We start from the raw sequence: 24,542 nt of genomic DNA on the forward strand, positions 1-24,542 counted from the left end.
TGAGTTTGTTTCACAAAACTTTAGGTTAATGCTTACGAAGTGAGTTTGTTCTACAAAACTTTAGGTTAATGCTTACGAAGTGAGTTTGTTTCACAAACTCTAAGCTTAAGCTTACGAAGTGAGTTTGTTTCACAAACTCTTAAGGAGGTATGCTTACATGAAGACAAGCGGCTATATAAAGGAGCAGCTGCAGCGTCTTTATCCGGATATGGTCCGGTGGCGCAGACATCTCCATCAAAATCCGGAGCTGTCTTTCCAAGAGGTACATACTTCTCGTTGGATTGCAGAACAATTGAAAGCATTTGGCTGTGAGGTTCTTGAAGGTGTAGGCGGACATGGTCTGCTTGTGACAATTAAAGGAGATTTGCCGGGTCCAGTTGTGGCACTGCGTGCTGACATCGACGCACTTCCCATTCAAGATGAGAAAGACTGCGAATATCGCTCGAAGGTACCGGGTGTTATGCACGCATGCGGGCATGATGGGCATACAGCGGCTTTGCTTGCTGTCGCTTGTTATTATCAGCAGCATAAAGCAGAGCTCGCCGGCGAACGCCGTTTATTATTCCAGCCAGCTGAAGAACAAACACCTGGCGGTGCTGTCAGGATGATTGAAGATGGTGTACTTGAGGGTGTAGACGCGATCTATGGTGTACATTTGTGGGCACCAATTCCATTTGGAGCTACCTCGACAAAGCCAGGACCATTCATGGCGGCAGCTGATGAATTTACATTAGAGATAATTGGCCTTGGCGGACATGGCGGCATGCCGCATAAGACAGTGGATACGATTGTTATTGGGTCTTCCTTGGTGCAAGCTGTTCAATCTATTGTAGGACGTAATGTCGATCCGCTCAAACCAGCAGTAATAACTATCGGTTCATTCCAAGCAGGGACGACGAATAATGTTATTGCTGAACGCTGTGTGATGAAAGGTACTGTGCGCACATTTGATGAAGAAACCCGCCAACTCACACATGCGAGGCTCGAACAAATTATTAATCATACATGCAGTATGCATGGGGCGAAATTTGATTATCACATGCGAATCGGCTATCCGCCGGTTGTTAATGATGAGAAGGAAGCGAGCCGGTTCTTCCGTGTTTCGGGAGAATTATTCGGAGAAGCGAATACCATTCAATCGGAAGCGATGATGGTCGCTGAAGACTTTTCGTATTATCTGGAGCAGGTACCGGGATGCTTTATGTTCGTAGGTGCAGGCAATGAAGAGGTTGGAGCGACGTTTGCCCATCATCATCCGCGTTTTGATATCGATGAACGTGGGATGGTCCATTCTGCTCAATTGCTTATTCAGATGGCGGAAGATTTTGTCGCAGGATGATGTCCCTATAGGATGGTTATCCTAATCGAAGATTCGATTGGGGAGGCTTACAGTCATGCGCAATATGATCAAAGATGTTATGTCCTCGCCGTGTATAACGGCAACCTTACTGGACAATGTTTATGAACTAGCCGTATTAATGAAGCAAAATGATATTGGATTTATTCCTATTGTAGATGGTACAAAGCTGATCGGTGCTGTAACCGACCGGGATTTAGTGGTACGGGGATACGCGGAGAAGCATTCCGGTTCAACGGATGTCGAGACTGTAATGACAACGGAGCTTCTCACGGTCACTCCAGACACTTCTATAGAAGAAGCGGTGGACCTGATGGCTGAGCACCAAATACGCCGTCTCCCTGTGATTGATAACGGTCATTTGGTTGGTGTTGTAGCTATTGGAGATTTGGCGGTCCGGGATTCCTTTATTCAGGAGGCCGGCACAGCACTTAATAAGATATCAGAGCATGTGCATTAAATGAATGAACGGGATTCTTCCGGGAGCAGCAGCCACGGGAGAGTCCCGTTTTCCGTATAAAATGATGGATAATTTTGCATACTGTGAGGGAAGTGGTTACTGCTTTTATCATGGGGGGATCGTAATGTTGGAAAAGCAAGATCTACCGTTAATCGTTCAGTCCGATATGACGGTGCTGCTTGATTACGAGCATCCGCGATCGGAGGAAGCACGTAAGAAGCTATGCTTGTTCGCCGAGCTGATCAAGCGGCCGGGAAATTGGCATACGTATAAAATTTCTTCTTTATCCTTATGGAATGCTGCTTCATCAGGCATGGATGCACAGGTAATTATTGAATCACTAAGAAGCTATGCGAGATACGGTATTCCTGGTGTTATGGAGTCTAATATACGTAAGCTTATGGATCGGTACGGCAAGCTGCGGCTCGAGATATACGAAGACAAGCTTTTGCTTGCTGGTGAGGAAGTCCTTCTGAATGAGCTTGCTGCTCATAAGGCGATATTTGAATGTTTAGGGGAACGATCTAGCGGAGGGGCTTGGGCAGTTAATCCCGAATATCGAGGCCAGCTTAAACAAGAGCTTATCCGTCTAGGTTACCCGGTTCTTGATCTTGCAGGCTACCACACAGGGGAGGCTTTGTCAGTTGCATTGCGGCCAGCCACCTTGCAAGGGAAGCCTTTCTTCTTACGGGATTATCAGCGGCAGGCGGTTGAGCTCTTTTATAAAGAAGGTACGATCCAGGGCGGCAGCGGTGTTATCGTACTTCCATGCGGAGCAGGCAAAACGATTGTTGGCATCGCTGCACTCGCGAGGCTGAACAGCGCAACGCTGATCTTAACATCCAACGCAACCAGCGTGCAGCAGTGGAAAGAAGAATTGCTTGATAAAACAACGCTCCAGCCATCGGAAGTAGGCGAATATACAGGAGCTTCGAAGCAGGTTCGACCGGTTACCATTGCAACCTATCAGATTCTGACCCACCGTAAATCAAAGAAGGATTCCTTTAGTCATATGAAGTTATTCTCGGAGCGGGATTGGGGTCTCATTATATACGACGAAGTACATCTTTTGCCTGCCCCTGTGTTCCGTATGACAGCTGAAATCCAAGCAACTAGAAGACTGGGTCTGACAGCTACTTTGGTTCGCGAGGACGGCTGTGAAGAGGATGTATTCTCATTAATTGGACCTAAGCAATTTGAACTGCAATGGAAAACAGTCGAAGCGGAGGGTCATATTGCTGCCGTCAAATGCACAGAAATTCGTGTGCCGCTGGATCAAGGGATGTCTGAGCTTTATCATTCCGCAGAGAAACGTTCTAGACTTCGGCTTGCAGCAGAGAATCCCGGTAAGGTCGCCGTTGTGAGGCAGCTTCTGGAACGGCATAATGGCACACCAACACTCATAATTGGACAATATTTGAACCAGCTGCATGCCATTGCGGACACCCTGAAGGTGCCGGTCATTACAGGTGAGCTGCCTCAGGAGGAACGTCAAACCTTGTATGAGCAATTTAAGTCTGGAGAGGTTCCGGTCCTTGCTGTTTCGAAGGTGGCGAATTTTGCAGTAGACCTGCCAGATGCAGCTGTTGCCATTCAAATCTCAGGAAGCTATGGCTCAAGACAGGAAGAGGCACAGCGTATTGGAAGGATATTACGTCCGAAAGATGGACTAAATGAGGCTTGGTTTTATACCGTTGTGTCTGACGACACGAGTGAAACCGATTATGCCGCGAGACGACAGCTCTTTCTGCTGGAGCAAGGCTATCAATACGAGCTCGAGAAATCACCTTATTAAGGGAGGAATCACTTCGTGTTTGTGAAAGACTGGTCGGAAAAGCTGACAAACCATGCAAAGCAGCAATTCATGCATTCTCCCTTTTGGATAGACGCTGCTTCGCACAAGCTTAGCTGGGAAGAGGCTGTTATGGATAAGCCGTCTGTAAAGGCGGCAGTTGACCGGATGGATAAAGCAAGTGTCGCTGTCTTGCGTGTATTCTATAGTTGCTTTGGAGCCGGTCCTGTTCACGAGGAACGGCTTTTTTCATCAGGAGCACTCCGAACGGATTTGTCAGGCGCGGAATTTCGTTATGGGCTTATCCAATTACAAAATGCCGGGATACTCTTTGCACTTCGCAAAGGTTGGGGGGAACGTTTATATGCATTGCCAAGCGATTGCTTTATTATATGGCATCAGGTATTGTTCCCGATTAATGTAGAGCCCTCAGCTATTAATAGCGGCTATGGGCACTGGGAACAGAAGCAGGAGGAGTCGCCTAATATGCTGCTTGGCAGACAGCTGCTTGCTGCCTGGGCGGAGTTGGCACGATCTGGACTCGGGCTAACGACAAAGGGTACCCTCCCCAAAAAAACAGTTGCTAAAATAGCGCAGGCAATCTGTTTGACCGACTCGGACCTAATGCAAGCCGGCTGGCAGGCTGAGTTTGAGGACCCATACTCGCTGGTAGTCTCTTTTGTGCTGAAGCTTAGCTTCCAACTAGGCGTACTGACTCGTGCTGACGGCAGGCTGAAATGGGAGGAGGACACCCTTACTGCTTGGATGAATCAATCCGAAGCATTACGCGAGGCTCATCTGCTCCGGTGGTGTTTGGATGAACTGCTGGCGAATGCCCGTAATCCGGCTGCTCTCCTTGTTCGTCTAGCTCCTGGAGTATGGTATTCCGAGCTGGAATTAGAAAGGCAGCTTAATCGTTTAGGATTGGAAGCAAGTGAATGGGGAGCTCAATCGAACTGGGTAGGCTGGCTGAACCTTCTCCGCACATTAGGCTGGATAGAGCTGGCGCATACGGAAAGTGAGAAGTTGCTGCGCTGGACGATCCGACCTCAGGATTTGCTCGAAAAACAGCGAGGAGAAAATTCATTTGAACCCATTCTACTGGAGCCAAATGGCGATATCATTGTGCTTCCAGGCTGTCACTACAGCATTCGCTGGGAGCTGGAGCTCATTGCTGAGCGGAAAAGCGATGATCATATCTCGATCTGGCAGCTGACTCGCCAATCGATAGGAAGGGCATTGGAATACGGTCGGACGATTTCGTCAATTATGACCTTTTTACATATGGCATCTGCGCATGCTCCATTATCCCCCTTGTTAGAATCTAGTCTTGCTGACTGGGGAAAGCAGGGGGCAGGCCAGGAGACGCTGAAAGTGGAGCGCTTTCGTTCGTATCCGCAAATGCCGCTTACTGCTCAATCAGCGAGAGAGATCGTCCTAAAGTCTCCTCTCCAAACGCTGGAGAACTATGAGCTTATGAACCACGAGGATTTTACCATCGAGAGATTCCTACCCGAACTGGATCGAGTGCCATTAAGCTGGATTCAGCAGTTAAGGTCTTACCATCATTCGACTCGTCTTGAAATATTGGAGAAAGCTTTGAGCTGGCAGACACCGGTTCAACTAAGCTTTGATGAGTCTGTTGTGGCCTTTGTTCCTGCCAAGCTGGAAAGGCTGGATGGGAGCTGGACTGTCACCGGCATTTTGAGGGAGGATCATACGCATCGGGAAGTTTGCTTAACCCCGGAAATGTGGCAGGGGATGAAGTTGGTTGTTCCGGGAGCGAGTGGATTTGTGTAAAATTGTATCTATTCGTTGAATGATTATGATATGATAGAATGGAAGTAAGCGTTTAAGAAAAAGAGGTGAACAAATGCCAACGACCACGGTTCTGTCTGAAAATGGTGCAAGCGGTGTTTCTTCGCTGGACATGGCGTCGCTGCTGCTGTGTGCGTACGAGCTAGGTGATCAGATTATTCAATCAGCGGAAGTTGCTGATTATCTATATTGGAAAGAAGCTGTACACCAGGACGATCAGGTGAAGCAATTGTCCAAACAATTCGAGAAAGCGAAGGAGCTGTTCTCGGAATGCGAGCGATTCGGCAGATTTCATCCGGATTACCATTCAGCTAAGGACAAAGTAAAGCAAATCGAGCGGGAGCTGGACCAGATCGAAGCGGTTAAACGTTTCAAGCTGGCCGAGCAAATGGTAGATACAATGCTGTATGATGTATCACGCACGATTGCGGAATCGGTATCTGATACGATCAAGGTACCGGGCAATGAAGGGAAAACGGGCGGCTGCGGAAGCGGCGGATCATGTAGCTGTGGAAGCGGCGGCTGCGGCTAGCCCTTTGCTTGACTTGACTCGACGGAGGGAATAGATGTTGTTACCGGAACGTACAGGTTATATTATTTGGGTCAGTGATCTGAAAGCGGCAAGGACGCTGGAAAAGTACGGAACCGTTCATTATATGTCACGAAAGATGCATTATGTAGTCATATACATGAACGCTGAGCGTGCGGAGGAAGCAGTGAAGAGCATTAGCCGTCTTCCATTCGTCCGTAAGGTAGAGCGGTCCTACCGAAATGAACTGAAAACCGAGTACACGAAAGATAATGAAGATAAAACAAGATTTTATAGCATGTAATAAAAATATTATTACTCGGAAGATCGCTGGTACACGATGTGACCATGTACGGCGATCTTCTTTCTTTTATTAGGTTTTACAAATAATTACATTTTTGGTCTTAGTTTATTTTTTTGTTGATATCTCGGACGAACATGGTAAAATACTGATATACATAATAAATTGGTAAAAAAGTCCTGGTTCCTAAGACGGGGGTGTGATGGGCGATGAAGGACAAAATGACTAGAAGATGGAGCACTTATGAAACTTTTTATGTCGAATTGGGCGATAAGAAAGTAGCAGACATCGTCATTACAAACCATGCCAGGAGCCGGTGGGTAGATCGGGTTGAGAGCGAGAAGACGGGATATGAGGATATCGCGGAGTTTTTATGGGAATGCCTGAAACAAGATCGAATTGAGCCCTATTATCGTAATGAAGAGGATGTTTATCTGATAGATGATGATCTGGTATTTGTAGCGGAGTTTGCAACATCTGAGACCGATCTTGATCTGCTAGGCAATCCACTTCACAAGATGATCATCGTTACCTTCCTAGGGCGTATGTCTGAGACGATAGAATTGCGTGACTTGAAGTCGTATTATTCCTGGCTCCGTCATTCGAGACGTATGACCTTGGTGAAAAACAGTCGTAAGAGAAAATAATCAAAGCATTGCGGTTGGCGCAGCATTCTGAACTTAAGGATGCTGCGCTTTTTTGCTTTCGATTGTAGTATAATAACCGCTAAGAAGAGAGGAAGGTCGGACAGATGGCGCTTAATTTTCATCAACTTCATATTTTTTATACGGTAGCTGAACGGGGGAGCTTCTCTGCGGCCGCCCAATCGCTGCATATGACACAACCAGCAGTTACGATGCAAGTTCAGTCTCTTGAGGATTATTTTGGAACCAAGCTGCTGCAGCGATCGACCAAACGAATTGACTTGACAGAAGCAGGTCGGGCGTTAATGCCTTATGCGAGAAGAAGCATTGAGCTGATTCGTGACACGGATCAAGCGATGTCTACCTTTACTGCACAGTTAAAGGGAAGGCTGCTGCTTGGAGCCAGTCTGACCATTGGAGAGTACATATTGCCGCGCCTGCTTGGACCTTTTGGGCAGACGTTTCCAGATATAGCGATCAGCATGAAGGTTATGAATACAGCACAGATTATGGAAGAGATTATGAATCATCAGCTTACATTTGGCTTGATAGAAGCACCTGTGAACCATCCTGATATGCAGATGGAAGCGGTCATGAGCGATGAATTGAAGCTGATTGTTCCTAAAGACCATCCACTTTCTAAACGTTCTACGGTTCTGCTGGATGAAGTAGCGGAATATCCGTTTGTACTGCGGGAGCAAGGCTCCGGCACGCGTCTTGTTATGGAGGAGCAGCTGAAGCGTAAAAATATCGATCCAGCTGATTTGAAAATCGTTATGGAGCTTGGCAGTACAGGGGCGGTTAAGTCGGCTGTAGAAGCAGGTCTTGGCGTGTCCTTCGTCTCTGAATCATCGATCAAACATGAGGTAGCATTAGGTCTCCTGCATGTAGTGCCGATCGCAGACACCAGATTTAAACGACAGTTCTATTCGATTTATCAGAAATCAACTCTGCTGCCGATCTCGGCAGTGACGTTCCTAACTTTCTTAAGAGAGAAGGATTTGCAGCAATGGTTGTAGGAAGAGCAGATTTACACGCCCACACAACGGCTTCCGATGGAACGATGTCTCCTTCAGCCGTTGTTGCCCGCGCAAAGGCGACAGGCCTTGCTGCAGTAGCCATTACAGATCATGACACGATGGCAGGAGTCGAGGAAGCGATTGCCGAAGGGCAGAAGCTAGGGATTATCGTTGTGCCTGGTATTGAGCTGAGCACGGTTGCCGATGGCCGTGATATTCATATTCTTGCTTATTATGCGAATGGGCAGGATGAAGTGTGGCAGGAGCGTTTGGCAGGACTTCGGAAGACACGCGGCAGACGTAATGAGATGATCGTCGATCGGCTTGTGGAGCTTGGCGTAGCGATCTCCATGCAGGAAGTAGAACAGATTGCTGCAGAACAAGCAGGAGCTGGCAGCGGCAAAGGAAAAACAATTGGAAGGCCGCATATTGCCGAGCAGCTCATTCGGAAAGGTGTCGTGGCCACCATGACAGAAGCTTTTGACCGTTATTTGGCCGAAGGCGGCGCTGCATATGTGAATCCTCCACGACTACATCCCTTTGAAGCGATAGAATGGATCCGTGAAGCGGGAGGCACAAGTAGTATCGCTCATCCCGGCTTATACGGCCGTGATGATCTTGTCGAGCAGTTAATAAGCAAAGGGATTCAAGGCATAGAGGTCTATCACTCCGATCATGGTCCCGAAGAGGAAGAGCGGTACCGACAGATTGCCGAGCGGCATGGACTGATCATGACAGGCGGCTCCGATTTTCACGGTGAACGTCAAGGGAAAGTATTCCATGGTGAACTCGGCAGCAGGACAGTAGACGCTGCTGTGCTTGAACAGTTAAAACCAGATTCCAAATAGAAATAGGTTATAAAGTAAGGATAAACTCTGCTTCTCCAGAATCATTCGAATTGCTCCGTCTTGCGTTAACCTACTATTTAGAATCTTAAAGCCAAAAAAAGGGGCCGTCTCAAAAGGGGTTCGCTCGCTGGAGAAACGGCTCGCATCAGTGTAATTTCTATAAAAATAGCAGTGCAAGGGCTATCCCTGCACTGCTATTTTTGTTTTTAGATCTCTTGCTGCTTTCTTCAGCAAATTGTGGGCAAGTGAAAGCCACCCGACCTCCAGGCTGACAGGCGAAAATATTTCATGCTGACCTTTATTTCACGGTCGCCTTGTGCCTTCGTGCATCGTTCTTTTAATGGGTAGCCTTCACATGAAAAGCTACGATAATGGCGAGTTGTGATTTCATATCCGCTTTCCGTGGTACTTCTGCTTTCATAACGGAATAGGAGTTTCTGTCCTGCTGCACATGTCCACATGTCTTCCCGCTCGTCGTACGACCAATTCTCGAATTTGCTAATGTCTTGTTGCCATGCTTTGGTGTTTTCTTTGTGGTAGGTATTATATTTTACTAGTGCCCGTTGTTCCTCAGATTCTAAATATGCATAGTTTTCTTCGCTCCCATAACCAGCATCTGCGATGATAGTTCCCGGCAATTGACCAAGCGAAGCCTTCACTTGATCTAGGTGCGGCTTGAGGCAGCGCGTATCTGTTGGGCGTTGGTGAAGGCTGTAGCTGAGGATGAACTGATCCTCTGTTCCGATCTGCACGTTATAGCCTGGTTTCAACTGGCCATTACGCATGTGGTCTTCTTTCATGCGCATGAACGTGGCATCGGGGTCGGTTTTACTGAAACTGTTACAGCTTCCGAGTGCTTCCTGCTGATTTTCATATCTCTGCAGGCGTGGCAGAAGGTCATTCCGTACAAGGCGAACGGCTTTCTTTAGCGGTTTGTTCTTTGGCTTTTCTTGAAGCTTATTTTCAAGTTGCTGAACAGCCTGCTCCAGCTTCTCACTCGTGATGGAGGAAGCCTCTCCGAGTTCAGGGAGGTCCGCGTTTTTCAGTGCTTGGTCTTCCTGCTTTTCTGCCTCATCAATGGCAGCGAACAAGGTCTGCACCTTTTCTTGCAGCTTCTGTTTCTGTTTGACGACCGCTTTGCCCCAAACAAAGGTGTAGCGATTTGCATTCGCTTCGATCTTCGTTCCATCTACGAAGTAATGGTCGAGCTTGACGTAGTTTTCTTCAATGAGAAACTGAAGAACAGCTGTAAAGATAGTCTTCAGCACATCTTTCATGCGTTCAGAACGGAAACGGTTGATGGTGCGGAAATCTGGGTGTTGCCTAGCAGCCAGCCACATAAACATGATGTTCTCGCGTACTGCTTTCGCGATTTGGCGAGAGGAATAAATGCGCTGCGTATAGGCATAAATGATAACCTTCAGGAGCATTTTGGGGTGGTAGCTGTCCCGGCCACCTCCGGGATAAGCTTTGGTGAAGAGACTCATATCTAAACGGTTGACTGCGTCGTTGATGACGCGAACGAGATGATTTTCGGGGATATCTTCTTGCAAGTCCATTGGCAAGGACAGCTGATCCATGGTATATTCTTTGTACATAAAGAAGCCTCTCTTTACTTAGAATGGTTGGGTGGTACCTCCATTTTAACAAGGATTGGCTTCTTTTTGTTTCAGCATTTCATGAACAGGTTAAAGGCAAACGGAGCATTTAAATGATTCTGGAGAAGCGTCAGCGTTCGCTTTTGTGAGGGGATTCCAACCTTACCTTGTTGATTCAAGGAATCCCCGAACAATGGCGATTGGAAGAACATTTAAATGCGTAGTTTGTTGTTTAACTCAAATAAAAGGGGGTGCCCATCGTCATATTAATGACTTATGGGACACCCCCTTTTGGTTTGAGTTTCAATACTAGTGTAAGCTGTCTCGGCGATTGAATATTTTTGAGATAGCTCCGACGTTTGCTGTTTAGTTCACACTGCGTGATGGCAATGCTTTAATCCTCTGCTCGTCGGGGGTGATGAACAAGGTCTTCTGATGATCATAGATGACGAAACCGGGCTTTGCGCCGCTTGGCTTACGGACATGGCGGATAAAGGTGTAATCGACCGGGATCATGCTGGATTCCCGAGCCTGGCTGTAATAGCCCGATAACATAGCAGCTTCCTCGAGGGTTACATCACCGAAATCACCGCCGCGGATAACCACGTGGGAACCCGGTATATCTTTGGTATGCAGCCATACATCAGAAGGGGAAGCGAGCCGGTTTGTTAAGTATTCGTTTTGCGTATTGTTCTTGCCTACATAGATGCTGACACCTTCTGACGAGGTGTAGCAGAGCAGGGTCGGCTTTGCCGCTTTTTTGCGCTTCGGGCCACGTTTGACCTTATTTCGAAGATACCCTTGCTCTACAAGCTCTTCTCTAATTTCCTCGATATCAGCAAGAGACGCATTGTCGAGCTGCTGCAGCAGTGTCTCCATGTAAGTGATCTCGTCTTGAGCGATGGCCATTTGTTCCTCAACGACTGCTATACTGTTCTTTTGCTTTGTATACTTGCGGAAATAACGCTGGGCATTGTCGGATGGCGTAAGCTGCACATCAAGATCAATCTTGACGATAGCCTGCTCCTCATCGTAGAAGTTGATCAGTTCGACCGAATTATCTCCGCGGTTAATCTGGTGCATATAAGCTGTTAACAGTTCACCGAGCACACGGTATTTATCCGCATCTTGAGCTTCATCAATCGTTTCCTGGAGCTTTTCTATTTTCTTCTCGTTCTTCGCCTTTTCATTCTGAACGAAACGAATCAGATCAAGCGCACGCTGCTTTACAGTGTCACGCTCTGCTTTATCCCCATAGAAGGCTTCCAGGCATTCGCTTATTGTTGCGTATGACTCAGACGAGCCCTGGATATGAGTAAGCGGCGTAATAGAGAAGAAGGCTTTGCCATTGGCATCAATGGCAATTGTTGGATTATAGACATGGTCCCGTACTTCGTTCATGAGAGTCTGGAAGCTGCTCCAGAGCGAACCGCTCCCGGTTTCTGCACGATATACGATTTCTTTTGCTAACAGGGGGCTAAGCCCGCTGAACGATTGTACAAGCTGCCGCTGAGGAGGTAATACCTCGGCTCCTTCAGGAGCATCTTTCTGTGCTATTGCGGCTTGAAACTGGTCCTCATTCATCATTTCGAGCGGATCAGCTTTTCCTTGGTCAGGAGGGGCGGTATAGCGGCTGCCTGGCATAACAATCCGGAACGAACTGATGGCAGGCGTCACATGATGAATGCCGTCGTGTATCGTACCTGTTGACGGATCCAGCAGAATGATATTACTGTGGCGTCCCATAATTTCGATAACAATTGTTCTAAATGAAATATCGCCCAGCTCATCCCGATGCCTTACATCCATATGAACGATTCTCTCGCGTCCAACCTGACGAACCGCTTCGATCGTAGCTCCTTCGCAATATTTGCGCATAAGCATGCAGAACATTGGCGCTTCCATGGGATTGACGTGGGTTGCGCTTGTCCAGTGTATACGGGGATAAGTCGGATTAGCGGATATGAGCAGCTTGCCTTGAGCGCCTGCACCACGAATGCTGAATACGAGCTCATTGTTCGTTGGCTGGTGGATCTTATGAATGCGAGCGCCAATGCAGCGCTGTAACTCTTCTACTAGTGCGTGTATAACAATGCCGTCTAAGGCCATGAGGTTGTATCTCCTTTAATATATGTCTTTCTCTATCATGCCATAGTTAAAGCAAAAACTTAAGTCCTTAAGTGGGATATTTTGCAGTTTGTCCGAATACATTTAGGCTTGAGAGGCTGTCCGAGAGCGCTCGGCATATACGGGAGGGAGTCGTACAATGGAACAAATGAAATGGCACCAAATGGAGGCGGGCGATCTGGCGAACACGCTGGGCAGCTCACTTGCGCAAGGGCTGAATGCATCGGAAGCGGCGGAAAGACTGTCGAATAACGGCCGGAATGAGCTGGCGGAGGGCGAACGGATTTCGCCGGTTATGCTTTTTCTGAATCAATTTAAAGATTTCATGGTGCTTGTGCTAATGGGCGCTACTCTAATATCGGGCCTCCTCGGAGAATACCTGGATGCTGTCACGATCGTGGCGATCATTGCACTAAATGCGGTTCTCGGATTCATTCAGGAATTCCGTGCAGAGAAATCCCTAAGTGCCCTCAAGGAACTGTCTGCACCAACGGCAAAGGTGCTCCGCGCGGGAGAACAGCTTGTTATTCCAGCCAAAGATCTTGTGAAGGGGGATATTGTCCTGCTTGAGAGCGGAGACCGTATTCCGGCCGATATCCGGCTTCTCGAGGCAAACAGCTGTTATGCGGAGGAATCCGCGCTGACAGGGGAATCTGTACCGGTAGGTAAACATGCAGCTGCTATCCATGAGGCTGAGCTGCCGCTAGGTGATCAGCGTAACTTGGGCTTTATGGGTACGATGCTTACCCGCGGTACAGCTAAAGGTGTTGTTGTTCGGACAGGCATGGACACGGAAATGGGTAAAATTGCAGGACTCATCCAGCAGACGGAATCAATGGAAACGCCGCTTCAGCACAGACTGGAGCAGCTTGGTAAAATACTAATCGCCGTGGCGATTGGACTTACTATCATGGTCGTTATAGCCGGTATCTTGCATGGACAGCCTGCCTACGGCATGTTCCTTGCAGGGGTCAGCCTTGCTGTTGCAGCCATACCAGAAGGTCTTCCAGCTATTGTTACCATTGCACTCGCGCTTGGTGTACAACGTATGATCAAACGGAAAGCAATCGTTCGAAAGCTGCCTTCTGTGGAAACGTTAGGCTGCGCATCTGTCATTTGCTCGGACAAAACAGGAACGCTGACGCAAAATAAAATGACCGTAACCAATTTATGGCTTGGTGGCCGTCATCTTAAGGTAACTGGTGAGGGCTATGATCCATCAGGGGCGGTGTTCGAAGAAGGCGCAGCGGTTGATGTGAAGCATGATATTTCGCTTAAGCGGCTTCTGCAGATCTCGGCTCTTTGCAACAATGCTACGGTTACACAAGTCGAGCAGCAGGATTCGAAGAAACGGAAGAGCAAGGAAATACAAGAGGAATGGGTGCTCAAAGGCGATCCAACAGAAGGTGCGCTTACTGTACTTTCGGCCAAGCTGGGAATGTCGGCTAAATCGCTGGAAGGCTTATATAAGAGGGAAAAAGAGTTTCCTTTCGATTCGGAACGGAAACGGATGAGCGTTGTCGTATCGCATCAAGGCGGCCGCGTCATCTATACGAAGGGCGCATCGGATGTTCTAATGGATCACTGCAGCTATGTACTGTGGGATGGCAAAGTCGTACCTTTCACCGCAACCTTGAAGAAGAAATGTGCTGAAGCTGCTGAAGAAATGGCACAGTCTGCTTTGCGGGTGCTTGGCCTCGCTTACCGTGATCTTCGCAGCGGCGAAGCAATGGAGACAGAAGCCGATGTGGAGTGCCAGCTTGTATTTGTTGGCCTGACCGGTATGATCGACCCTCCGCGCCGCGAAGTACGTGAAGCGATTGCTACTTGCCGCCGTGCCGGCATCAAAACGGTTATGATTACGGGCGACCACCAGCTTACTGCCGAAGCGATTGCGAACCAGCTTGGCATTATGCCTCGCGGCGGTGTCGCAATGAGTGGAAGACAGCTTGAGAATATGACAGACGAGCAGCTAGACCGTCACGTTGATAATATTTATGTGTATGCCCGCGTATCCCCGGAACATAAGCTGCGGATTGTCAAATCACTGCAGCGAAAAGGACATGTCGTTGCGATGACAGGGGATGGCGTTAATGATGCACCTGCTATCAAAGCAGCCGATATCGGGATTGCGATGGGGATAACGGGGACGGATGTATCGAAGGAAGCTTCTGCACTTATCCTTAGCGATGACAATTTTGCAACGATTGTGTCTGCGATTGAGGAAGGCCGGAGCATTTATGAGAATATCCGCAAGTTCATTCGTTACCTGCTAGCTTCTAACGTTGGCGAAATATTGACGATGTTCCTGGCTATGATGGCCGGACTGCCGCTGCCGCTGGTGCCGATCCAGATCCTGTGGGTCAACCTTGTAACAGACGGATTGCCTGCTATGGCTCTAGGTGTTGACCAGGCTGAAAAGGATCTTATGCAGCAGAAGCCGCGTTCAGCCAAAGAGAGTGTCTTTGCAAGAAGGCTTGGCTGGAAAATCATCAGCCGTGGTGTATTAATAGGCGTTTGTACACTTGGTGCGTTCTGGATCACCCTGAAGATGGCTCCAGGTACAGCCGCAGAGCAGCTCACCAAAGCGCAGACTGTCGCTTTTGCCACATTGGTTCTTGCCCAGCTTATTCACGTCTTTGACTGCCGCAGCTCGCGTTCGATTTTCCATCGTAATATGTTTCAGAATCGTTATTTGGTGCTCGCCGTCCTGTCGTCTTTAATCCTTATGATCGGCGTCCTGTACATTCCAATGCTTCAGCCAATCTTCAAGACTGTACCGCTTTACTTCCGTGACTGGTGCCTTGTCTTTGTAGCTGCCGGCATTCCAACATTCCTAATGGGTATTGGCAGTGTTCTTGGCACAAGCAAGCCAAAAAGCAAGCAAGCCAAAATGTCGTTCAAATATAAAAATGTATAAATATTACTGACGGGAAAAAGTGCAAATCATGATCGGAATTATGAATAGCGTTTCGTCAGGCTTTGCTGTATGCTAAGAAAAAAATGATAGCTTGATTCTTACTAATTAGCTGCAGTAAAGGGGAACCTTATAATGAAATTTACAAAAATGAATGGTTTAGGAAATGATTTTATCGTAGTAGCAGGCGAGCAACAGCTGCCTGGTAATGTAGCAGAGCTGGCAGTCAATTTGTGCAACCGTTTCTTCGGAATCGGAGCAGATGGACTTGTCTATATCCTGCCATCGGAGATTGCGGATTTCCGCATGCGTATTATCAACTCCGACGGTTCGGAAGCTGAGCAATGTGGCAATGCCATTCGCTGTGTAGCGAAATATGTATTCGATAATGGCCTGACGAATAAAGAAGAGATCAAGATCGAAACACTTGGTGCTGGTGCACAAACCGTTCAACTGTCGATATCGGACGGTAAAGTCCAATCCGTACGTGTTGATATGGGTGAACCGATTCTGAATGGTCTGCAAGTGCCAACAACCGTTGATGCAGAGCGTGTGATTGAGCATCCAATCGAGGTTGACGGACGTGAATTCCGTTTCACAGCCGTATCGATGGGTAACCCGCATTGCGTGATCTATGTGGATGATGCTGCAAACTTTGATCTTGCAACTTGGGGACCGAAGCTGGAGACACATCCTATGTTCCCACGTAAAATCAATGTCGAGTTCGTGACCGTGACATCGCGTGAGCACACGGAAATGCGAGTATGGGAACGCGGCGCAGGCCCAACACTTGCTTGTGGTACTGGCGCATGTGCAACGGTTGTTTCATCCGTATTGAACGGATTCACGGAGCGTACAGCTATTGTATCGCTTAAAGGCGGCGACCTGACGATTGAATGGAACGAAGCAGATAATCATGTTTATATGACAGGACCTGCAGCCGAAGTGTTCCGCGGTGAATGGTAATAGGGAGAAATGAATATGAAGCCCGATTTGAGAACGAAGCTTAAGCAGCGTATCTTAACCGGGGACGGCGCGATGGGAACCTATCTGTATCAGATGGGGTTCCCTGTCGGCGTTTCTTATGAAGAATTGAATATGACCCGTCCGGATGTTATTGAGAGCATCCATCGCCGGTATTATGAAGCAGGAGCTCGCGTCATTGAGACTAATACGTTCTCTGCCAATTTGGTCAAGCTGTCCAAATACGGCTTGGAGTCCGAAATGGAAGCGATTAACCGGGCAGGAGCTCGCATCGCCAAAGCGGCCGCGGGTTCTGATGCTTATGTGGTAGGTGCCGTAGGCTCAATCCGGACAGGGAAGCTGAAGGACCTTAATGATTCTGAAGTAAGTGATGCATTTGAGCGTCAGCTTGATGCATTGCTTTTGGAGGGTGTGGACGGCATCTTATTCGAAACGTTCTACGAATTGGATGAGATGCGCCTTGCACTTGGACTAGTCCGCAAAGTTTCTCAAGTGCCTATAATCTGTCAATTCGCGGTCGAAGACGTTGGCCGTACACAGGACGGTACGGGGCTTATGGATGCTTTCACACTGCTGAAGAATGAAGGGGCAGATGTGGTTGGCTTCAACTGCCGCAGCGGCCCTAACGGTATTATGCGGGCGGTTGATGCGATTGGTGGTCCGGTAGACCTGCCCCTGTCTATCTTCCCGAATGCAGGTATTCCGGATTATGTAGACGGGAAATATACCTATTCGGCTGGACCGGATTATTTTGCCGAAATGGCATTACGTTTTGCAGACCGCGGAGCACGGATTATTGGCGGATGCTGCGGAACGACGCCAGAACACATTGCTGCCATGGCGAAGGCGCTCAAAGACTATACACCTCAAGGCGATGCGACTGCTGTTGCAGTTGTTCCTGAACCGGAGGTTATTGAACTATCGGAGCAGACAGAGGTTGTGAAAGACGCTTCGGAGGAACGTCCGGAGGCTCCAATTTTGTTGGAACCTAATCTTGTCGATATCGTAAAGGTAAGACATACGGTCATCGTAGAGCTGGATCCTCCGCGGGATCTGGATATTACAAAGTTTATGGTTGGAGCGGCTGCGCTGAAAGCTTGTGGAGCGGATGCCATCACGATGGCAGACAACTCGCTTGCAGTCACACGCATGAGTAACTTGGCGCTGGCAGCACTTGTGAAGGAAAAAGTCGGACTGCGGCCGCTTGTTCATATTGCCTGCCGCGACCGGAACCTGATCGGCACACAGTCACATATGATGGGCCTTGATGCGCTTGGCATCGACCATGTGCTTGCTGTCACAGGCGACCCGGCAAGATTTGGCGATCTGCCCGATTCAAGTTCGGTGTACGATCTGACCTCGTTCGAGATGATTAAGATGATCAAACAATTGAATGAGGGGATCGCATTCTCGGGCAAGCCGCTGAAGCAAAAAGCAAAATTCATTGTAGGTGCAGCTTTTAATCMCAATGTGAAGCATTTGGACAAAGCCGTACAGCGGCTCGAGCGTAAAATCGCTTCCGGAGCGGACTACATTATGACGCAGCCGGTTTACGATTCGGTGTTAATTGAAAAGATGGCAGAAGCGACCAAGCATCTGTCTGTACCGGTATTCATCGGCATTATGCCGCTTGCAAGCGGGCGTAATGCGGAATACTTGCATAACGAGGTTCCGGGGATCCAATTGTCTGACGAGGTTCGGAAGCGGATGGCAGGTCTGGAAGGCGCTGCGGGAAGAGCGGAAGGCGTACAGATCTCGCAGGAGCTGCTTGATACAGCACTTCAGCATTTCAACGGGATATACTTCATGACACCGTTTATGTTCTACGATATGGCTGTTCAATTGACGGACTATGTATGGGTGAAAACAGGGGTAAAAAGACACTAAATCGTCTGATTTCTCTTTTTCTCTTGTTCGTTTCTATAAAATCCTTTAAAATATATAACAACGGATCGAGCATAACCTGTTTGGTCTGCTATATGATGCTCTGGACAGGCAGTGCAGCGTATAGCAGCAGCGGGTGAAGGCGCGGCGCGGAACGTATGCTCCGGACTTTTTTCGTCAACAATAGTGCAATGGTTCTGTCGTTATTTGGTAGATGAAGTAATTCGTCGGCCATTTACATTTATACAAATAGATTTGATTCATATGGGAGTTGCACGAGGAAGACCGGAGGGGGAACCTGACTTGGCTATTAAACTTATTAATATTGGCTTCGGCAATATCGTTTCGGCCAATCGCATTATTTCAATTGTTAGTCCGGAATCGGCTCCGATTAAACGGATTATTCAAGAAGCACGTGACAGACATATGCTGATTGACGCGACATACGGAAGACGCACGCGTGCTGTTATTATTACAGACAGCGACCACGTCATTTTATCGGCGGTGCAACCGGAGACGGTAGCACATCGTTTGTCGACTAAGGATGACGATAACGACGAATAGTACGGGGAGTATTATGGATAAGGGATTGTTAATTGTATTGTCTGGACCTTCTGGCGTAGGAAAAGGAACCGTTTGTTCCGTTTTGCGTCAAAAGGTGCCTGAGCTTGTTTATTCCGTTTCGGCAACGACACGGAAACCTAGACAAGGTGAGATCGATGGCATTAATTATTTCTTTAAGTCAAGAGAACAATTTCTGGATATGATTGCTAACGATGCCCTGCTGGAGCATGCCGAGTACGTTGGCAACTGCTATGGTACCCCGCGTGATTTTGTAGAGAGTACGCTGGCAAGCGGCAGAGACGTCATTCTGGAAATTGAGGTTCAGGGTGCTTTGAAGGTGAAAGAGAAATTCCCTGAAGGCGTGTTTGTCTTCTTGTTGCCGCCGTCACTTGACGAGCTTAAGTCGCGTATTACAGGCAGAGGAACAGAAACGCAAGACACAATTAATAACCGAATGACGGTTGCAGTTGAAGAAATGAACTTAATCCGTCATTATGATTATGCGGTAGTTAACGATGAGATTGATGCCGCATGTCATCGTATTCAAAGTATTATTGTAGCTGAGCATTGCCGCAGAGACCGGTATTATTCTCATTTGGGAGAAATGCCATCTTTGCAACCCGAGAAAGCCTGAGCGAGGTGAAGAACAATGTTGTATCCATCGATTGATGAAATGGTTAAAAAGGTAGACAGCAAGTATTCGCTCGTTGTGGCGGCTTCGAGACGTGCACGTATGCTGCGTAATGGTGAGAAATCCGAACTACGCAACCCGAAATCCCGTAAGTTTGTTGGCGTTGCCCTGGAAGAGATCTATCACGACATCGTGATTGTTGAACAAACAGAAGGCAAAGAAGACTAATAAGAGGTATTGAAGGATAGGATGGGGCCAATGGCTCCATCCTATTTTTTTTGATCTTTCTCCAAGCATATCTGGTTATGTCCGTTTTTGTTTGAAATAATTGTTTTCAAAAACAAACAAACATGTTAACATATAAACAAACAAAAACAAATCTTAAACGGGGGAAAACAAAATGAAGCAGTTGTTATGGGATACTTGTTAATTCGGCCTAACTTATTCTCGTAATAGACTTATATTCCTTCGTTGTATAATAAATAATATTTTAAAATATCGGTAGGTAATGGAAAAATGAGATGAAAGAGAAAGAGGTAGGCTATGCTGGTTGCGGAACGGTATGAAGCGATAGTTCGATTGGTTAATGAGCGGGGCAGTATTCGGGTATCGGAGCTGAGCGAGCTCTGTCAGGTGACGGAGGAGACCATCCGCCGGGATCTTGACCGTTTAGAGCAAGCTGGACGTCTGCGCCGTTCTCATGGCGGAGCAGTAAGCGTAAAAGATACTCAACCGGAGACTCCGGTTGCAGAACGGGAAATTATGCATGCGGATGAGAAAAGACGTATTGCTGAGGAAGCGGTCAAGCTGATTAAGCCTAATGACCGGATTTTGCTGGATGCCAGCTCAACAGCTTGGTATATGGCATCGATTCTGCCAGATATTCCGCTCACCGTATTGACCAATTCGATAAAAGTTGCCATTGCGCTGAGCAGTAAAGAGAAGATCGAAGTGATCTCGACCGGCGGCATTCTTGCTTCGCGATCTTTATCTTATGTTGGACCGCTTGCTGAACGGTCACTTGAATCCTATCATGTGAACAAGCTGTTTTTATCCTGCAAGGGTGTGCATTTGGAGCGCGGCATTAGTGAATCTAATGAGCTTCAGGCACGCATTAAACACAAAATGCTCGGCATTGCGGAACAAGTTATTCTGCTGGCGGATTCCAGCAAGTTTGGCGTTCAAGCTTTTACACATGTAGGTGACTTGGCAGAGGTTAATGCCATCATCACAGATCGCCGTCTTCCACAGGATGCGATTTCTCAATTATCTGAGCGTTCCATAACGGTTACGTTAGTTTAACGAATTGATACGTTTGTGAGGTGGCGAGGTGAAGGTTTCATTATTTATCACCTGTCTTAGCGATACATTATATCCCCGCGTAGGGGAAGCCATGGTTAAATTGCTGGCTCGGTACGGAATACAGCTGCATTTTCCAACTGTTCAAACTTGCTGCGGTCAGCCGGCCTTCAATAGCGGCTATTGGAAGGAAGCACGGGAGACCGCCAAGACGATTCTTGACGCTTTCGAAGATAGTGATTTTGTTATTTCCCCTTCGGGCTCTTGTACAGGCATGATTCATCATTATCCGAAGCTGTTCGAAGCGGACTCGCATATGCATGCACGAGCTGTTAAGCTGCAGAGCAAATCATACGAATTTACACAGTTTCTCGTTCAGGTGCTTGGTGTTAAAGATCTAGGCGCCGTTTTTCCACATAAAGTCACCTATCATCCTTCCTGCCACGGCAGCAGGCTGCTTGGTGTGAAAGAAGAGCCTTTGGAGCTTATGCGTAATGTTGTGGGGCTTGAACTCGTTCCACTCCCATTCGCGGAGGATTGCTGCGGCTTTGGTGGGACCTTTGCTGTTAAGATGGCGGATATTTCAGGTGCGATGGTAACGGAGAAGGTTGATCATGTACTGGAGACGGAAGCCGAAGTGTTAGTTGGGCTCGATCTGGCCTGTCTGATGAACATTGCAGGTAACCTCAGGTACCGTAATCAGCCTGTGAAGGTGATGCATTTGGCGGAGCTGTTGTATGAAGGGGTGAAGCAGGCATGAGTACGGCTGGAGCAGCATCCACAGTGAAAGAACGCGCCGATCTGGCGCTGAACGATGAGTTCTTACGCAAAGCCGTTAAGTTTACAACGGAGCGGCTTCGTAATGGTAAGAAGCAAGCATCTGATGAACATGGCAATTGGGATGACTGGCGGGAGCGCGGCCGGCAAATCCGGCTGCACACGATTGCGCATCTCGATTATTATTTGAATCTATTTGCGGATCAGGCACGGGCAAATGGCGTGCATGTACATTTTGCCGAGACATCGGCAGAAGCAGTGAAGCTGTCGCTTGAGATTGCGCAGCGTAAGCAAGCGAAGTCGGTTGTAAAGTCGAAATCAATGGTAACCGAAGAGCTGCATCTCAATCATGAGCTTGAGTCCATTGGTGTTGAGGCAATTGAGACTGATCTTGGTGAATATATTATCCAGCTTGCCGGGGAGACGCCGTCTCATATTATTATTCCTGCGATTCATAAGAATCGGTACCAGGTAGCTGATCTGTTGTCTAAAGAGGCGGGCGAGACACTCGCACCGGACACATCCATTCTAGCTGGCTTTGTTCGGAAGAAGCTTCGCGAGAAGTTTCTTGAAGCTGATATCGGCATGACGGGCTGTAATTTCGCCATTGCCGAGACGGGCTCTATGGTTCTGTTCGAGAACGAAGGCAACGCACGAATGGTGACGACGGTTCCGAAGACGCAAATTACGTTGATGGGGATGGAGCGGATTATTCCGTCCTGGTCTGATCTGGAAGTGATGGCTACGCTGCTGCCACGTTCTGCGACAGGGCAAAAGCTAACAGTCTATATGTCTGGTATTACCGGGCCGCGGCGTGACGTTGATGCGGACGGTCCTGATGAGATGCATATCATTATTGTTGATAATGGACGTTCTTTGCAGCTTGGGGACCCTGAATTCCAGGAATTATTGAATTGTATTCGATGCGGTGCTTGTCTGAATGCATGTCCGGTTTATCGTCATATTGGCGGGCATGCTTATGGTGGTACTTATAGTGGTCCGATTGGTGCGGTGCTGACACCTGCGCTTAACAAAAATGTGGGCGAATGGGATGATATTGCGAATGCATCCAGTCTATGTGGAGCTTGTTACGAGGCCTGTCCGGTCAAAATACCTCTGCATGAAATGCTCATCTATTTGCGCCGGAGAAAACTGGAGCAAGGCCATGGCAATGCGGCGGAGTCGCTTGGCATGAAAGGCTTTGCTGCCGTCATGGGCAGTGCAAAGCGTTATTCAACCATTGTGAAGCTTGGAAAGCTGGGTCAAAAGCTTGTCGTCAGGGACGGTGGGATCCGCCTCAAGATTGGGCCGCTAAAAGGCTGGAATACGTACCGTGTTACACCAAGCCTGCCTAAGAAGTCATTCCGCGACCAATGGGGAACGCTGGAGCAGGAGCTGCGCCATGGGCTGCAGGAGTTAGATCCTGCTGTAAAAAGCCGGATGGAAGCGATTATGCGGGATAGAGACAGCGGGGGAGGCAACGGACATGGCTAATCAGGCAGAATCACATGATGAGTGGCTGAAGCAGCTGGCGGAGGATTCCAAGCGAAAGCAGGAATCGTTCATGAACGGGATCGCTCAGAAGCTGAGACGTCCGCGAGTAATGGAAGCGCCGAAGCATCCATTCCGGGGGGCGCCTGATTTCTGGCAAAGCTTCGAGTGGCCGCTTGAAGAACGAATGGATCGGTTCGAGGAGAACTTTAAGAGCGCTGGCGGACATGTGGCTAGACTGGCGGATATGGATGCTGCAAAGCAGTTTATTGCGGAGAAAGCTGCAGCCTTAAGCGCACGGTATGTCATTCGGCAAAATCAGCCGGAGCTTAATGAATTGGGGCTAGAGGAAGCACTTCAAGGCGCAGGAGCTTCGGTTCGGGTATGGAACAGTGACGCAGATGAGAACTGGAAAGCGCGTGCAGCGGAAGCCGATTTCGGGGTTGTGGTGGCAGATTATGCGGCAGCCTATACAGGTTCTGTGACGGTATTGTCCTCGAAGGATAAAGGCCGTTCAGTCAGTCTTTTGCCAACCGTTATGTTTGTGCTTATTCCGCTGGAGCGGCTGAAGACAAGGCTTGGCGAGATTTTGATTCATTTTGATGAAGCGGGCCGCGAGCAGCTGCCAGCGGGTATCCACTTTATTTCCGGCCCAAGCCGCTCAGCTGATATCGAGAATGATCTTACGATTGGCGTTCATGGTCCCGGTGTGGTTTATGCTTTGCTGATTGGATAGTTGGATAGTTACGCGAGTGAAGCTCGCATGTTTGGATTGGCGTTTGCAACGCCGGACTGAGCATGCGAGCTTTTTTATTTGCAGTTGGGTGTAAGGAGAAGAATTAGCAGGAGTATGACAGGAAGCCTCGAATTCTTTTAGAAAATAATTCCTTCTATAAGGAGAGCTGCATGTGTCCAAAAAGCCAGATTTAGTGCTTGATGTGGCAGGAGTTATCGCTGCTAATTTTTCTCCGCAGTTTTGGCAGGAGCTTACGTCACGATATGAAATTCCATACGAGAAGCTTGTTCATTTTAAACAGCAAATTCGTGTGAAATTATGGATGGGCACTATTTCGGAAGATGAGTTTTGGAATGAGCTTACTTCAAACTTCCCTACAATCGACAAAGTTGATGCACGGCAGTCACTGCTATCACAAATTACTCCCTTGCCAGCAGCTAATGAGATCCCGCGCTGGAGCAAGTATGCGAACATTCATCTGCTCAGCAATCATAGAGTGGAGTGGATAGAGCATATTGTAACGCCTCTAAAGCCTTATCTGCGAAGTGTAACGATTTCCAGTGCTGCCGGCTGCTGCAAGCCGGACGCTGCGATCTATACCCTGGTGGAACAGCATTGTGAGCAACAAGGATTCATTCTGTTTGTGGATGATCAGACCAAAAACTTCTATGATCCTGTCTTGCGCGGGTGGACAACTCTGCTTGCGGATGAACAAGGCGACTGGGTCAAGCAGGTTAATAGGTATCTTAGGGCATAACTAAAGCGA

General features: G+C 48.1%; 21 protein-coding genes and 1 pseudogene. 20 read left to right on the forward strand and 2 right to left on the reverse strand.

The window, feature by feature from the left end; translation table 11 throughout:
• Positions 1-157: 157 nt before the first annotated feature.
• From AB4Y93_RS21410 to AB4Y93_RS21450, 9 genes are all read left to right on the forward strand, one after another.
• The gene (locus tag AB4Y93_RS21410; protein ID WP_441894894.1) at positions 158-1,339 is read left to right on the forward strand and encodes a M20 metallopeptidase family protein; all 1,182 of its coding nucleotides are present in this window, start codon (positions 158-160) and stop codon (positions 1,337-1,339) included.
• A 55-nt stretch (positions 1,340-1,394) separates the two neighbouring features.
• A complete protein-coding gene (locus tag AB4Y93_RS21415; RefSeq protein ID WP_441894896.1) occupies positions 1,395-1,817 on the forward strand; it encodes a CBS domain-containing protein in 423 nt (140 codons plus the stop codon).
• A gap of 124 nt (positions 1,818-1,941) precedes the next feature.
• A complete protein-coding gene (locus AB4Y93_RS21420; protein WP_441894898.1) occupies positions 1,942-3,612 on the forward strand; it encodes a DNA repair helicase XPB in 1,671 nt (556 codons plus the stop codon).
• A 15-nt stretch (positions 3,613-3,627) separates the two neighbouring features.
• On the forward strand, positions 3,628-5,409 hold the full coding sequence (locus AB4Y93_RS21425; RefSeq protein ID WP_441894900.1) for a helicase-associated domain-containing protein: 1,782 nt from the start codon (positions 3,628-3,630) through the stop codon (positions 5,407-5,409).
• A gap of 73 nt (positions 5,410-5,482) precedes the next feature.
• Positions 5,483-5,959: a YlbF family regulator gene (locus AB4Y93_RS21430; protein WP_441894902.1), complete on the forward strand. Its 477-nt coding sequence runs from the start codon at positions 5,483-5,485 to the stop codon at positions 5,957-5,959.
• Between the two features lie 37 nt (positions 5,960-5,996).
• Positions 5,997-6,260 carry a YlbG family protein gene (locus tag AB4Y93_RS21435; protein WP_167278205.1) on the forward strand — a complete coding sequence of 88 codons (264 nt, stop codon included), beginning with the start codon at positions 5,997-5,999 and terminating at the stop codon, positions 6,258-6,260.
• Positions 6,261-6,466: 206 nt separating this feature from the next.
• Positions 6,467-6,904 carry a hypothetical protein gene (locus AB4Y93_RS21440; protein WP_441894904.1) on the forward strand — a complete coding sequence of 146 codons (438 nt, stop codon included), beginning with the start codon at positions 6,467-6,469 and terminating at the stop codon, positions 6,902-6,904.
• Positions 6,905-7,008: 104 nt separating this feature from the next.
• Positions 7,009-7,920: a selenium metabolism-associated LysR family transcriptional regulator gene (locus AB4Y93_RS21445; RefSeq protein WP_441894905.1), complete on the forward strand. Its 912-nt coding sequence runs from the start codon at positions 7,009-7,011 to the stop codon at positions 7,918-7,920.
• The gene (locus AB4Y93_RS21450; protein ID WP_441894906.1) at positions 7,911-8,768 is read left to right on the forward strand and encodes a PHP domain-containing protein; all 858 of its coding nucleotides are present in this window, start codon (positions 7,911-7,913) and stop codon (positions 8,766-8,768) included. Before AB4Y93_RS21445 ends, AB4Y93_RS21450 begins: the two co-directional genes overlap by 10 nt.
• A gap of 180 nt (positions 8,769-8,948) precedes the next feature.
• Here the strand turns inward: AB4Y93_RS21450 and AB4Y93_RS21455 are convergent.
• Together AB4Y93_RS21455 and AB4Y93_RS21460 are read right to left on the reverse strand one after the other, a co-directional pair.
• Positions 8,949-10,366, reverse strand: a pseudogene (locus AB4Y93_RS21455) (IS1182 family transposase).
• A gap of 366 nt (positions 10,367-10,732) precedes the next feature.
• Positions 10,733-12,475: an Rqc2 family fibronectin-binding protein gene (locus AB4Y93_RS21460; protein WP_441894908.1), complete on the reverse strand. Its 1,743-nt coding sequence runs from the start codon at positions 12,473-12,475 to the stop codon at positions 10,733-10,735.
• A gap of 157 nt (positions 12,476-12,632) precedes the next feature.
• Between AB4Y93_RS21460 and AB4Y93_RS21465 the strand changes: the two genes are divergently transcribed.
• From AB4Y93_RS21465 to AB4Y93_RS21515, 11 genes are all read left to right on the forward strand, one after another.
• Positions 12,633-15,413, forward strand: coding sequence for a calcium-translocating P-type ATPase, SERCA-type (locus AB4Y93_RS21465; protein WP_441894910.1), 2,781 nt, complete (start codon positions 12,633-12,635; stop codon positions 15,411-15,413).
• Between the two features lie 132 nt (positions 15,414-15,545).
• Positions 15,546-16,376: a diaminopimelate epimerase gene (dapF, locus tag AB4Y93_RS21470; protein WP_441894912.1), complete on the forward strand. Its 831-nt coding sequence runs from the start codon at positions 15,546-15,548 to the stop codon at positions 16,374-16,376.
• 15 nt (positions 16,377-16,391) lie between these two features.
• Positions 16,392-18,281, forward strand: coding sequence for a bifunctional homocysteine S-methyltransferase/methylenetetrahydrofolate reductase (locus tag AB4Y93_RS21475; protein ID WP_441894914.1), 1,890 nt, complete (start codon positions 16,392-16,394; stop codon positions 18,279-18,281).
• Between the two features lie 300 nt (positions 18,282-18,581).
• The gene (remA, locus tag AB4Y93_RS21480; RefSeq protein ID WP_005548256.1) at positions 18,582-18,842 is read left to right on the forward strand and encodes an extracellular matrix/biofilm regulator RemA; all 261 of its coding nucleotides are present in this window, start codon (positions 18,582-18,584) and stop codon (positions 18,840-18,842) included.
• Positions 18,843-18,855: 13 nt separating this feature from the next.
• Positions 18,856-19,476, forward strand: coding sequence for a guanylate kinase (gene gmk, locus AB4Y93_RS21485; RefSeq protein WP_167277985.1), 621 nt, complete (start codon positions 18,856-18,858; stop codon positions 19,474-19,476).
• Between the two features lie 15 nt (positions 19,477-19,491).
• A complete protein-coding gene (gene rpoZ / locus AB4Y93_RS21490) occupies positions 19,492-19,701 on the forward strand; it encodes a DNA-directed RNA polymerase subunit omega (protein WP_441894916.1) in 210 nt (69 codons plus the stop codon).
• 315 nt (positions 19,702-20,016) lie between these two features.
• Positions 20,017-20,775: a DeoR/GlpR family DNA-binding transcription regulator gene (locus AB4Y93_RS21495; protein ID WP_441894918.1), complete on the forward strand. Its 759-nt coding sequence runs from the start codon at positions 20,017-20,019 to the stop codon at positions 20,773-20,775.
• A 28-nt stretch (positions 20,776-20,803) separates the two neighbouring features.
• Positions 20,804-21,532 carry a (Fe-S)-binding protein gene (locus AB4Y93_RS21500; RefSeq protein WP_441894920.1) on the forward strand — a complete coding sequence of 243 codons (729 nt, stop codon included), beginning with the start codon at positions 20,804-20,806 and terminating at the stop codon, positions 21,530-21,532.
• Complete coding sequence (locus AB4Y93_RS21505; RefSeq protein ID WP_441894922.1) at positions 21,529-23,043, forward strand: LutB/LldF family L-lactate oxidation iron-sulfur protein; 1,515 nt, start codon at positions 21,529-21,531, stop codon at positions 23,041-23,043. The genes AB4Y93_RS21500 and AB4Y93_RS21505 overlap by 4 nt, the downstream gene beginning before the upstream one ends.
• The gene (locus AB4Y93_RS21510; RefSeq protein ID WP_441894924.1) at positions 23,036-23,776 is read left to right on the forward strand and encodes a LutC/YkgG family protein; all 741 of its coding nucleotides are present in this window, start codon (positions 23,036-23,038) and stop codon (positions 23,774-23,776) included. Before AB4Y93_RS21505 ends, AB4Y93_RS21510 begins: the two co-directional genes overlap by 8 nt.
• A 172-nt stretch (positions 23,777-23,948) precedes the next feature.
• The gene (locus AB4Y93_RS21515) at positions 23,949-24,533 is read left to right on the forward strand and encodes a hypothetical protein (RefSeq protein WP_441894925.1); all 585 of its coding nucleotides are present in this window, start codon (positions 23,949-23,951) and stop codon (positions 24,531-24,533) included.
• The last annotated feature ends 9 nt before the right edge of the window (positions 24,534-24,542 follow it).

This window comes from Paenibacillus sp. YAF4_2, from assembly GCF_052113225.1.
GTDB lineage: Bacteria > Bacillota > Bacilli > Paenibacillales > Paenibacillaceae > Pristimantibacillus.